This is a genomic window from Streptomyces sp. NPDC059900 (genome assembly GCF_050270335.1).
GTDB lineage: Bacteria > Actinomycetota > Actinomycetes > Streptomycetales > Streptomycetaceae > Streptomyces.
The window spans coordinates 1-14,064 of record NZ_JBNNJZ010000188.1 but is presented as its reverse complement, the minus strand read 5'-3'; the positions used below and the strand labels follow the sequence as shown (position 1 = coordinate 14,064).

At 73.0% G+C, this 14,064-nt stretch carries 2 protein-coding genes and 1 pseudogene; all 3 read left to right on the top strand.

Going from position 1 to position 14,064, the window contains the following annotated elements; genetic code table 11:
• Positions 1-202 precede the first annotated feature (202 nt).
• Positions 203-655: a YbaB/EbfC family nucleoid-associated protein gene (locus ACQKIP_RS23375; RefSeq protein ID WP_365854868.1), complete on the top strand. Its 453-nt coding sequence runs from the start codon at positions 203-205 to the stop codon at positions 653-655.
• Positions 656-657: 2 nt separating this feature from the next.
• The gene (locus tag ACQKIP_RS23370; protein WP_361185907.1) at positions 658-1,035 is read left to right on the top strand and encodes a hypothetical protein; all 378 of its coding nucleotides are present in this window, start codon (positions 658-660) and stop codon (positions 1,033-1,035) included.
• Positions 1,036-1,146: 111 nt separating this feature from the next.
• A pseudogene (locus ACQKIP_RS23365) lies at positions 1,147-14,064 on the top strand (lonely Cys domain-containing protein); the annotation flags it as partial.

Genomic DNA, 14,064 nt, shown 5'->3' with positions numbered 1-14,064 from the left:
GCCACGTCCTCCGCCGACTACCTGGAGGAGGACGACGACGTATGGGGAACCGAGGAGGGCGGCACCCCGGCGGTCATCGGTCGATGACCGAGCCGGGGACCCCGGCTGTCATCGGGCGATGACAGCGCTGCGGACCCCGGCTTTCGCAACACAGCCCTCACCAGGCAAGATCAGATCAGCAGCAAAGGGAGGCGCGGGCCAGATGGAACCACTGGAGAAGCGTCTGGAGAAGGCGATGGCCGAACTCCGGACGGCCCAGGAAGCAGTCGCGCGCACCGAGCGCGAGCTGCGGCAGGCGTCATTCGCCGTGCTCTCCTCCGACCGCGCCGTTCGCGCCACCGTGGGCCCGCAGGGCGAGCTGACCGGGATCGAGTTCCTGGAGAACAAGTACCGCGACATGTCGCCCCAGGAGCTGGCTGCCAGCGTCCTGGAGGCGGCGAGCGCCGCGCGCCTGAAGATGAACCGCCACGTGATGAAGGCGATGGCGCCCTTCACCGAACCCAGCAGCGAAGTGCCCGAGCTGAAGGGCTTCGAACTGGACTGGGAGAAGATGTTCGGCCCCGAGGTACTGCGCGAGGACGGCGAGGACACGGCACGCGGCAGCCAGCCCACCCCCGCCTGGCGGGACGCGATCGGTGAGGACGGGGAGAACTGACCATGGGCGAGCGCTACTACGTCGACCCGCAGCGCATCGAGGCGCTGGCAGGGCAGCTGGAGGAGATCGGCACCCTGGCCAGGAGCATGACCGAGGAGTTCCTCGACGAACTGGCCCCCACCGTCAGCTGGCCCGGTACGAGCGGTGAATTCGCCGAGAAGGCCAAGCCGCAGGAGCAGAAGGAGCGGCAGACCACCAAGGACACCATGCTGTCCATCCGCGACGCGCTGACGAGCATCACCGACGCCACGGTCAGCCAGGTCCGCATGGTGAAGGACACCCGCGACCGCAACATCGACGACATCGAGCAGGGCACGAACCGGCTCGAGGCCAACGGCCTTGACGGTGACGCCGGCACGGGCGGGCATGGACGCCGCTGACGACCACCGCACCGCAGGCCGCTTCCGCAGCACGCTGCCGGGAGCGGTCGGTTCGTGGTCTGTGCGCGGCCCCCTGGCCTGCCCTGAGGGCGGGCATCAGGGCGGCCCGCGATGAGCATCCAGGTCTCGCCCGAGGTCAACGCGATGATCTTCATCCTCACCGGGGAGAAGCTCATCGACGCCGACGAGGACCTCGCCTACGACAGCCGGATGCCCTACTCCGGCCTGGGCCGCAAGCTCAACAGGATGTCCTCGCTCATCGACAAGTCGGTCCACGACATCGCCGAGTCCATGCCGGACGACCTGTCGAAGTCCTACGCCAAGGCCATGGGCACGCTCACCGGCGACGGCGGCAAGAACTACCTGCTCGAATTCGCCGATCAGCTCGACAAGATCGCCGAAGGCCGGCGCAAGACCTCCATGGACATCATGGAGTCCAAGTGGCAGGTCATCGCCGAGGTCATCCGGCTGCTCATCGAGATCGCCATCTACCTGGCGATGTCCTTCTTCACCGGCGGCGCGTCCGCCAGCCAGATCATGATGGCCAAGTTGCGCAGCCGCTTCATGATCCTCACCACGCTCACCCACCTGCTCCAGCGGCTGCACATCGCGCCCTCGCTGACCGAGGCGTTCGCCGAAGCCTTCACCACCTTCGCGGTGCGCCTCGCGATGATGAACTTCGCCCCGGACGGCCGCCGCCCCGACGGCTTCGACTGGAGCGACATCCTCAAGTCGGCGGCGTTCGGCGCCGCCGCCGGTGGCCTCACCAGCATCTTCAACGGCTTCGCGAAGAACATCGTCAACAGCTACGACAAGAACGTCTTCAAGAACGGCCCGGGCAACGAATTCAAGAACGGCCCGGGCGGCCCCAACACGCCGGGACCCGGTCCCAAGAACGACATCCCGAACCCCAAGCCGAACCCCAAGCCGACCCCCGAACCCACCCCCAGCCCTACCCCGAGCCCCACCCCCAACCCCACCCCGAGCCCCGGCCCCACACCCGGGCCGACCCCGAACAACACCCCGGGCCCCACCCCGCACGGGGGCGGCCCGAACCTCACGAACAATCCGCTCTCCTTCTTCAACAACCCCAACCTGTGGCGGAACAACTACCTCCTGAACAACTTCTCCCACCGGCCGGGCGCACTGGCGGGGCACTACGGGATCAAGGGGACGGCGGACTTCGTCGCCGCCGGTGCGGGTGAGGCGCTGGCGGAAATCCTGATCAAGGGCGCCTTCGACGGCGACTGGTCCACGAGTTGGTCCACCTTCGTCGGTGCGGGCATCAGCAGCCAGGTCGAGTCGACGCTCACCGGCGGCGCGCTGAACACCGGCGCCGAACTGCGCAACGTCATCGACAACTTGCGCAACCAACCGCCGCCGACGGTGTCGAGCGGCAGCACCGACTCCGAGGGATCCTCGCGCTCCGGTGACGCCTCCGGGAGTGCGGACGGCCCCTCGCGCACCTCGGGAGGCGAGGGCCCTTCGCGCACCTCGGGCGGTAACGGATCGACGCTCGACTCGTCCCCACCGGCCACGCAACAGGGCTCCGGGCCGGGGGATTTCACAGGCAGCCAGTCGCCTCCGCCCTACGTCTCCGAGGCCCCGCCGCCATACTCCGTCCTGACCCCGCCGTCCCACACACCGGTCCCGCCGCTGTCCGTGACCGCCGCGGAGAACGAGCTGTGGCAGCAGGTCCACAACGGTCCCGCCGAGGTCCGCGACCAAGCCCTGAACGACCTCGCCGAACTGCGTGGATCCCAGCCGCCCGGCAGTACCGAGATCGGCGTACGCGACAGCCTGCACGGCAACCTGTCGCAGGTTCCCGAGGTCCGGGTGGTGCCCGCGGGGAACACCGCAGGCGGCCAACTGGACGTCGACGAGGTCCGCCGGGCCCTCGACGGCTTCGGCACGCCGGTCACGGTGGACACTCCGGTCACGGTGGACACCCCGCTCGCGTCGGACACTCCGCTCACCCATTCCGCTCCGGAGGGTTCGGGGCCCGTGGCGGCGGCTCCCGAGGGTTCGGGCGTGGGCGCCCCGGACGGCAATGTCCAGGGCTCTCCGGATGTGCAGACTTCCCCGGATGGTCAGAGCTCTCCGGACGCCCAGCCCTCTCCAGGCGTTCAGACCTCTCCGGACACCCAGACCTCCCCCGACGAAGCGGCCGGCCAGGACGGCGGCCGTACGGTGACGGGGCCGGAGCAAGGTGTCGGTGGTCCCGTTGCCTCCAACGCCCCCGGCAATTCCGGCTCGTCCGGGACAGGTACCGGCTCGGGAACCGGTACGAGCACGGGGGCCCAGCCGAGCGGCACCTTCGCCGGAGGAGGCACCCAGAGCTCTTCTGCCACTCAGCCGACGGGTGCCCGCAACCCGGACGGCTCGCAGACCACGGCCGACGGTGCCGCGCAGACCTCCCCGCCGCCGGAAACCGTCACCCCTCCGGAGAGCAGTACGTCTCCGGGTGCTGACACGTCTCCGGACATCACCGCTTCCCCGGAGGCCGTCAACTCGGCCAGCAGCGGAAGCACTTCGAGCGACACCGGGAATGCCCCCACCCCGGACGGGGACCTCGCGACCGCACCGCCGAAGGTGAGCACCACCGGCTCGTACGCCGACACGGCCACGTCTCCGCCGTTGACTGTCGTCGTCTCGGAGGTGGCGCCGCCGGGGGAGGGGGCGCCGGAGGCCGCGCAACTGCTGGACGGGGCCGGGGTCGACCGCGCCGTCGTGCTGGGTCCCGCGGTCGCGCAGGACGGGGCGGGACGCCCGGTACGCGCTGCCGCCGAGCTGACGCGTGAGGGGCCGGGCGCTCCGGTCCGGGTCCGCCCGCTCGCGGGGCCCCCGGTCGCCGTGACGCCGGACGGCAGCCCGGCTGCTCGGGACACCGCGTTCCCCGGCGCGGACGTGCTGCTGCCGCTGGCCGACGCCCTCGGCCCGGCGCCCTCCGTGATATCCGACCCCGCCACACAGAGCACCGTGCTGACCGACGGCGAAAAGACCGGACTCGCTCCGGACGCCCGCCCGAAGACGGTCTCGGGGCCACCAACCACACCGCACGAAAACGGAGTTGGCCAGGAATCCGGCAACCCCGCCGTCGCCGTCGATCCTGCCGACCCCGGCGCCGCCAAGCTCGCCACCCTGTCCCGCCCCTGGGTCGAACCGGCCACCGACCTGCACCTTGAGTCGGGCCGAGGCGACGGCGACATGTCCGGCGGGCGCGGGCCCGGGAGCGGCGACGCAACGGGTGGGCGAGGGGCCGGGAGCGGCGGCACCCCGCCTCCGCCGCTGCCGTCCACCACCCCGCCTCCTCCTCAGCCGGCCACCACCGCACCGGACAACTCCCCGGCGACACCGCCCGTATCGCTCCCGCCCACGGGGCGGATCGTCGTGCGGCCCGCGGGCGGCGGCGAGATCTCCGGCGACGCGAACACCCCCGCGCGGCCCGAGGGCGAGCCGGTCGTCACCACCCTGGACGGGCACACCGTGCCCGTCGCGCAGCTGCGGCGCTGGGTGCCCGATGCGAACGTCAAGCCCCAACCGGGGCGCGCGGTGCAGACGTTGACCATCTCGCAGAGTGCGGCCGAAGACGGTACGGCGCACAGTGCGGGGCGTCGCCAGCTACTGGGCCAGGACACCTTCCGCGGGGTGCGCACCACATCCGTACCTCCGGCCCCGGAGACGGCAGGGGCTCCGCCCGTCAGCCGTACGGTGTTCACCGGCCCGCCGACCGCGCTCCCCGGGTCGGGCACCCAACGGGGCGCCGACTACTTCGCGGGGCACGGCACCCCCCGTACCGTCACGCTCGGCACCGACGACGCACGGCACCCCGCCGTGAAGGTCAGCGGCGTACAGCTCGGCGAAGTGCTCAAGTCCTGGGCGGCGGACGGCGATCAGGACCGGCCGCTGGTGCTCTTCTCCTGCGAGACCGGACGCCAGCCCGAGATCGCGGGACTCCCGGTGGCGCAGCACGTGGCCAACCGCACCGGGCGGCCGGTGTACGCGCCCACCACCGAGGTGGGCACCGCGCGGGACGGGAGCGGCGATGTCCGCGCGGTGCTCACCGAGGGTCCGGACGGGCCGGGAAGCTGGCGGCTCTTCACCCCGGAGCCCGGCGGCGCGGACCTGGATGCCCTCGCGCGTGTGGCGGGCCTGCACGCGGGCCCCGAACCGGCCGATGCCTTCGCCCGGGCCCGTACGCTCCAGCAGATCCGCACGCTGCGGGACGCCTTCGGTCCGGACGCCGAACAGCAGCCGCAGAACGCCGATTTGCTCGCCGGGCTCGCCTACGTGGACGGCCTGCGCTGGCTGAGTCCCGACACCGCGGCGCGTTACGGCGACGGCCGTATGACCCCGGATCTGTTGCGCCGGATGGTCATTGACCACGGTGGTGCCACCGGCGGCACCACCCCCGACCCGTCGACCGGTCCCACCACCGAGCAGTACGCCGAATTCCTCGGCGCCGCAGCAGAGTTGCGCACCTCGGCGGGACCCGACACCACGCTCGACGCCCTGCTGCCCCCGCCGCCGCCCGCACTTCCGCCGACCACGCTGGTCTCGCCGGAGGACGTACGAGGCCTGGCCTACGCGCCGTCCGCGCAGATCACCTGGTCGCTCTCCAGCACCCCGCTGCCGCTGTCCGAGCTGGGCCTCAGCTCGGAGGACACCGCCGAACTGGCCCGCCGCAGGCCCGATCTGGCACCCGCTTCGAGCCGCCCGGAGAGCCTTGCCGAGGGCATGACCCTCCTGAGCAAGGCCACCCCCGGCACCGCGGACACCGTGCACGCGGACGGCCTTGCCTTGCGGCGGCTCGAAACGCCGGGCGGCGGAAACTGTCTGTTCCGGTCGCTGCTCGACAGCGCCCGCAGCCAGAACACGCCCCCGGCCTGGGCTGCCCGCAATGTCGCGGGAGTGCGCCGCCTGCTGAGCGACCGGATCACCGGGTCCGAACTGGGCGACACCGTGGCCATCGCGATCCCGGACCCGGTCTTCGCCGTGGTGGACGACCTGCGGATGCGCGCCATCGCCGGGGTTGGGACCCCCGCCGAGCAGCGTCGCATCACCCGGCTCTGGAACCGGATCGCGCAGGACGTCGTCACCGGCGGGGACACCGGCACATGGCAGCGGATCATCCGGGAGAGCAACTACCCGCACCTCGCCGATGTGGCGCCCACCCCCGCCGACGCGAGGCGGCTCGGTGCCAAGGGGCTCGTCGCCGCGGCGGCCGAGCTCCCCGCGCTGTGGGCCTCTCCCTTCGCCGACCTGCTTCCGGAAGCCCTGGCGCACACCCTCGACCTCGACCTGCGGCTCGTCCAGCCCGACCGGGCGGCACCGGGCCACACCCTCGTCAACAACCTCAACCCCGGCGCCCGCGGCCCCGCCGTGCACCTGGCGTACAACGGCACCGACCACTACGACGCGCTGATCCCGGCCGCGGCCCCGCTCACCCCCGTACCGGACCCGGAACCGACCCCGGATCCCAACCTGAAGACCACCACTCCGGCCCCGGTCACCCCCACCCCGGTCACCCCGGACCCGGCCACCTCCGCTCCGATCACCCCGGACCCGATCACCCCGGACCCCACCACCGAGACCACAGACGTCTCCGACCCCGCCGCAACCCCCGACCAGAGCGACCCCGTACCGCTGGAGACCCAGCTCGACCGGTACCGGCCGGCCCGGCTGCTGACGGGCCAGGACGCCAGGCCGCCGGGCCCGCTGCCGTCCACCGTCACCTTCGAGGACGGCAGTCGACTGCCCACGGTCCTGATCAGCCCGGACACCGACCCGGCGGCCGGGTCCGTGCGGCAGGGGCCCGCCGGACTGCTCACCGGGCCGGGCACGACCACCCTGCGCTCGCCCGAGCAGGCGGCCCGGGAGATCCTGGGCAAGCTGCCCGCCAAGCTGCGCAGCCAGTTCGACGAGGCGGAACTGCTGCGCCTGCTGACCGAGCAGCCTGGTGCCTTCACCGCACCGCGCGGCGCGCGCTTCGTGGGCCGCGAGAAGTCCGGGGTCGGCCACGAGATGACGGTCGAGGCCATCCCGTACAACCGGTGGGAACGCTTCTCCGACGTGGACGGCGGCACCGTCCGCCTGGACACCGCGCGGCGCGGCCAGGCCGGTACGGGCGGCGGGCGCAGCGTCGGCTTCGGGCGCCGGATCGCGGGCGGGCTGAGCATGGGCCCGCCGCTCAACTGGCTTCTCAAGCTGGGTGTTTCGCTGGGCTGGACCCGCAGGACCGACTACGCGCAGGGGACCGCGGCGTACAACCAGAGCGAGTGGCGCGCTCACGAGGGCTCCCACCTGCACCTGGACGACGTCCACTACCGGGTACGGGTTCACCGCGTGACCGAGGCGCCACCGGTGACCACCGGCCCGGACAACACGACTCAAACGAAGCCCAGTTGGCGGCGCGAGCAGGTCCATGCCGCGGAGTTCGCGATGCGCGACGGGCTGAGCTGGCGGCTGCCGGACGATCTGACCGTGCCCTACAGCGGGCCGCGGCGGGCGCCCGAGACGCTCACCTTCCCGGACGGGATCGAGCCGCGGATGACCGACACCACCGGGCTCCACCTGACGGACCCGCCGGAGGATGTGGCCCTGGCCATCTCCGGTGTACGGCCGGGCAGTTCGGCGCACCGCACGCTGGTCTCGTACGTCCGGCCGGGTCGGCTCCTTGCCCTGTTCGGCCGGTTCTCCGGGCCGGTCACCGGGCCCGAGCTGAGCCGGGGCAGCGGGCAGCATCCCCTCGGACACCTGATCGTGGAGCGTTCGGTGCCGCACCGGGCGACCCTGGTCACCGAGTCGGTCAAGGCGGAGCTGCGCGAGCTCACCCAGACCACCTACCAGAACGAGCGCGGTCACGTCCGTGACACCCGACTGGGCTTCCAGGTGACCTCGGGGCCCAACTACACCCTCGTCGGCCCCGAAACCGACGTACGCATCCAGGGCGGCCCGCTGGTCCGCGCGGACCTCACCACCGGGCGGGGGCACTACCTGGGCGCCGACGCGGCCCGCAAGACGACCGGCCGCCTCCGCAACACCCCGGTCGCCCTCTATCGGGTGGAGCGCACCCTGATGGTGCGCAAGCCCGGTGAGCTGCCCTCGGCGGCACGTCCCGTCCGGGTGGTCAGCCTGGACTGGATCTCCACCCGGGACGCGCGGCGCCTCGCGGGCTGGGACAGCCGCACGCCCGGCCAGACGGGACCCGACCCGGACGCCGAGCCGCCGGTGCCGTGGTACCTCTCCCGGGAGGACCCGGTGCACTTGAGCGGCCAGGTCCGCGCCGAGGGCTTCAGGCCCGTACGGCCGCCGACCCAGCCGCAGGCTCCGGTCCGGCCGGAGTCGCAGCCACAGTCGGAGACGCAGCCGGAGTCCCAGCCGAAGACCGAGTCCCGGTCCCCGCAGACCGAGTCCGAGTCCGAGCAGGCCCCGCAACCCGCCCCCCAAGACCCCATGCGGGCCTTCGCGGACTCCGTCCTGGACACCTTGCACCGCGCCCATCCGTCGCTGTTCGTCCCGCCGATGATGCTGCGGCACCCGCGCCTGGCCAAGTTCTGGTACGGCGACGGGCGGATGCGGACGGCGCTGCACAACGACCGCCAGGTACGCGAGGCGCTGAACCGTCCCACCCTGGCGCAGAGCCTGGACGACCTGACGACCACCGGAGTGCCGGTCACCCTCACCGAGGACGGCAAGGTGCGCCGCGGCCACCACACGCTCATCCTGCGGGCGCGCCTCACCGACCGGAAGTTCGAGACCACCATGAGCGAGCGCGCGCTGCGCAACGCGGTGATCGGCACCGAGGTCTCGGGGCAGGGGCAGCAGGCGTCCACCACCCTCTCCGGCGGTGTCGAGCTCGGCGTCTCGCCGCGCGACCACGACAAGGTGCCCGATGTCGGCCTGCCGCGCCAGGCGGGCAGCGTGGCGGTCGGCGTCCGGCACGCAAGGACCGACCAGAAGGCGACCCGGAACACGGTCGCGGTCACCCACGACCATCTGATGTTCCAGACCGGCGCCGACCTCTACAGCTACCGGGTCGAGTTGGGTGCCTCCTTCGAGGGCCACCGCCGCCCGCGCGGCTGGGCCAGGCTCGTCTCGGTCGGCCTCCTTGGCGCGGGTGTCTTCGTCAGCAAGGTCGAGGAGCAGCCGCTGTTCGGCCGTGGCAACGAGACCGTCGGCCGGGTCGAGCTCGCCGTGCCGTCCGCCCACGGCTCCGACCGCCACGCGCCCGCCGATCCGCCGCCGGGCGGTACGACACCGACGACGACAGCCCCCGTGCCCCGCCATCTCTCTTCCGTCGAAGCGGACCAACTCCTGGACGGCGTCACCCCGTTGGCACGGACGGCCGAGGCCGACCGGCAGCTCACCGGGAAGCTCCTGAGCGTCCCGCACGTGGTGCTCAGTACCGAGGGCGGCCCGCACCGCCAGCAGCTCATGCAGGACACCGCCGACCGGGCGTCGGGCACCTCCTGGCACGTCAGCGCGCCCGGCGCCCCGGTCCGCACCGCACTGCGCCGGGCCATGGCGAACCTGAGCGTGGCCGGACAACTGGGCCAGTACCTGGGCCCGTTCGGGTCGCGCGTCACCGGACTCAACGGCGCCGGACCCTTCCGCACCCACTACCTCAAGGCAGCGGTCCGCGGCGAACTGGGCAATTTCCGGGTCAAGAGCGACCCGAAGCCCGCGAGCCTCGAATCCACCGTGGGCAACGAGCACCGCGTCCTGGGCAGCGCGAGCACCGTCAGCCACACCACCCTCGGCCTCCAGGGCACCGAGATGCCGCTCAAGCAGGCGCCGGGCCAACAAGCGGTGGTCGGCTCCTACTCGACGGCCCTGCAGTACGCGTGGGGCAAGGGACGCGGCGTCGCGCAGACCCTCACCCGCGGCCGCAACACCACCCTCGCCTTCGCCGGGCGCATGTACCTGGTGGTCGCCGACGCCACCGAGACCGTCGCGGTACGGGACCGCTGGACCGCCGCGATGGGCGCGGTGGGCACGCGTGCCGGGGACCGCATCAGCTCCGCCGCCGGGCGGATATCCGGGCGCCTCGGCGACAGCCTCGCCCCGCGCCGGGCCGCCGCCGCGCTGCACCGCATCCGCGACGCGGTGATGTTCCACCTGCCGATGCAGGACGTCATCGAGGCCGGTCTCGCCCCGGACGGCCTCGGCACCACCACCCCGCACAACCTCGGCGGCGGCTACCGGGTGCCCCCGTACCTGCGTGACCGCCGCTTCCCCACCCACCCCACCGGCCAACTCGACGCGAGCGGCGCGGCGCAGCAGCTGACGGCACAGCTGGCGAAGATCGGGGTGCCCTCGCACGACCGCGAGCAGGCCCTTCAGCGGCTCTCCCCGGACTTCCTCCAATCGCATCTGCACGAGCTGACGACCGGCGGGATGACCCTGCCGGTGCGCTACCGCACCTGGTCGAGCCCGTTCCACCTGCCGGTCGGCGGCAGCCCCGGCCGACTCCGGTTCGAGCTGACGCCGGTCACCACCACCGTCGACAGGCTGCGCACCGGTTTCGAGCTCGAGGACTACCGCACCACCGCCCGCGACGACGCCGACAGCACCTCCCAGGACCGCGGCGCCGACGTCACGCTCAGCGGCGGCGAGCGCGCCGCGGACAGCGGCGTCCTCATCGCCAATCCGTCCCTCCAGGGCACCGCGGCCAAGCAGCGCGCCAGCACCCGTACCCAGACCGCCGGCACCACCTCGATGCCGAACATCGCCACCACCCAGGCGCACGCCGAGATCGTCACCAGCTACACCCTGACCGTCACCATGACGGACGCGACCGGCGATCCGCTCGCCCCCCGCATCGACGCCACCCCCGTCGGCAGCCTCAACGAGATCCTCCCCGCGAGCCTGCTCACCCCGGACGGCGACGGTGCCGACAACGCGCTGACCGAGCAGGACGTGCCGGAACCCGAGCGTGCGGTGCGGATGCTGACCGCCGAGCAGGCCCGGCCGGACGGCATCGCGGCCTGGCGCGACTCCTCCAGCGGCGGCACCGAATCCGACGTACTGCCCTTCGACGACCAGATCGGCTCCGGCATCCTCGCCGTGGACATCCGCGGCGCGGCCAACGTCCAGGACGCCCTGACCCTCGCCACCGCGCGCGCCGACGGCCTCGGCGACACCGACCTCGGCCAGCGGCACACCGGCAACGTCCTCGCCGGGCGCCTGCGCATGGCCCGCCTCACCCCGCTGACCGGCATCGGCACCGCGCCCGCCCAGGCCCAGGAGGAAGCCACCACCCAAGTCGGCCTGACCGCGGGCTTCCGCGAGGCGCTCGGCGCGAACGGCACCCCGCTGCCCACACAGGCCTCCTCGCACCTCTTCGGCCAGTCCCACACCGCCGATTCCCGCCTCTACGCAAAGATGCACCGCAAGGGCGCCCGACTGCTCGCCGTGGAGAACAAGCCCCGCATGGAAGCCATGCAGCGGGCGAAGACCTCCGACGCGTCGGAGGCGGGCATCACCGACAACGTCGAGGGCGCCGTCGGCACCGCACCCCTGGCGGGCACCAGCAACGCCGGCGTGACCAACCCGGGCGCCACCGTGCCGATCGGCGGCTCGAACGACGGCACCACGCTCAAGGGTGCCGCGGACACCACCCTTGGCACCCACGTCAAGGTCGTCACCGACCGCAGCATGCTCTTCGCGCTGCCGGTCAGCTGGCTCTCGGTCGCCGAGGTCGACCACCGGTTCACCGACAGCCGCCCGCTGCACGCGCTAGGCAAGGCCAAGCGCGGCCCGCGCGCCGCCGAGGCCGAGACCACCGCCCTGGTCTGGCTGCGCGAGGACCTCGCCCGCGACTACGGCCTCCTGGACGACACCACGTTCACCCCCGAGGCCCGCACGGCCTGGGACGACCAGGCCAAGGCCGCGGCCGACCTCGCCACGGCCGAGAAGGGCTACTACGACGCCCGCGCGCGCGCCCGCGAGACCTGGCTCGACCTGAGCGCGCAGGAGCAGACCGCACTCGGCGACGACAACTCCGGCCCGCCCACCGATCTTCCGCAGGACGTGATCTGGTCACCGGCCGTCGTCGCCTGGCAGACCGCCCGCCAAGAGGTCCACCGCTGGGAGCAGCACACCACTGCCGCCGCCGCGGACCACCACCGGCTGCACCTGGCCGCCTCCCGGCTCACCGCCCACCACCAGGGCCCGGCCACCGGACCGGCGCCCGACCAGCCGCAGAAGTACACCAAGCCCGCCTGGCAGTCCGAAGCACCCGAGCCGTACGTCATCACCGACGGCGTCAGCACCGAGGGCACCGCCCCCGGCCCGCGCACCCTCACCTCGCCGGACGGTGCCACGGTGCGCGAGGTGCACGACATGCCCCACGACGGCGCCTCGTTCTTCCACGCGCTGCTGGCCGTCGCCGACCACCAAGGCCGCCTGCCCCACCTGCTCGGCACCGACCTCGCCGACCGGTTCGCGCACGCCCCCGGCGACCCGGCGGTCACGGCCGAAGCCATCGGCGCCGCCCGCGACCGCCTCGCCTGGGCCCTCGGCGACGACGGCAACGAGGATCTGCTCGACGCCCTCGCCCTGGACGCCGCCGACACCTTCACACAGGACGAACTGAACTCCGCCGGGGTGAAGTTCACCCCCGCCCAGCAGGCCGAGTTCGACGCCTTCGGCAGGCTCCCGCAGACCTACTGGCCGACTCCCGGGCAGCGGGTGGCGCTCGCCGTCGCGGCCCTGTCCCGCCCGTTCGCCGCCGAGCCGCAGCAGGAAGGCACCCCGCCCCCGGACGGCACAACCCCCGAGCGCCGTGCGGGCGACCACGGGGGCGCCGACCTGCTGCCCGCCCTCGCCGCCCGCGTCCTCGGCACGCCGCTCACCGTGGTGACCGGCGAGGGCCGCGACCAGCTCTTCCTGCCGCACCGCACCGACCCGGCCGCCGTCGACCCGGCCGCCGACCCGGTCCTCTTCGCCGCCGGCGGCTTCTTCTCCGCCGCGCTCCCGCCCGGCACTCCGGTCCCGGTCGCCACCGCGCTGCCGGGCACGACGACCGCCGACGGTTCCGGTACGGATACGGGGAACTCCGCGAAGCCGCCCGCGCACCGCAGCCATACCACCGCGCCCTGGCTGCCGCCCGCCGACAGCAGCGGCCCGCGCTACCGCCTCGCCCGCGACGGCGTCCTCACCGCACCCGACGGCGCCACCTACACCCAGGGCGCCCCCACCGGCCGCGGCAACGGCTTCTTCGGCGCGTTGTCCACCGCATTGCGCCAGGCCGCGCAGCAGCCGGGCCTCGACCGCGCGGAGGCGGCGCGGCTGCGCATCCGCGCCGAGGTGACGCCCGCCCAGCTGATGCGGATGAACGACCTGCCCGGCGACCGGGCGGAGCACGACTCGCTCTTCACGCCCCCGCCGCTGCGGGTCCGCCCCGGCGCGCCGACGCCGAGCCAGGAAGCCCGGGACGGCCACCTGCGCCGCCACCTCGCCGAAGCCCCGTGGGGCCCCGGAGCGGACCGTGCGGTGGCGAAGTGGGCCGCCACCGCGACCGGCACCACCGTCACTTTGATCGAGGAGAACGGAACCGCCCACACCTACCCGGGCCCGGGCGGCGACAGCAGCCGGCACATCCGGCTCCGCCGCCGGGGCGGAGACTTCGTCCCCCTGACCCTCCACACCCCGGCACCCGCGCCGACCCCGCAGGACCCGGCAGCCATCCCGCTGCCCCCGTCACCGACGGGCAGCGACATCTCCGGCCTCCTGGAGGAGGAGGCGTACGAGCTGAGCACGCTGTCCGGCAACGACGCGAGCACGGACGTTCCCACCACCTCGTCGGACGCGACGCCTGCCGCGCCGGAACCGACCCTTCGTACCTTCAAGCTGGGCAACTACGAGTTCACCAACCTGAACCAGACGGACCGGTACGTCGAGAAGGCGATGCGGATCGTCGAGTTGCTGGACGAGCACAGCACCATCAAGGAGTTCGTCGGCGACCGCCCGGTCCGGATCACTCTGCGCCTGCGCACGACGGAAGCCCCCGCCGATGTGCACGAC

Coding starts and splice junctions, on each gene's coding strand:
- ACQKIP_RS23375 (WP_365854868.1), top strand. CDS start 203: ATGGAACCACTGGAGAAGCGTCTGGAGAAGGCGATGGCCGAACTCCGG.
- ACQKIP_RS23370 (WP_361185907.1), top strand. CDS start 658: ATGGGCGAGCGCTACTACGTCGACCCGCAGCGCATCGAGGCGCTGGCA.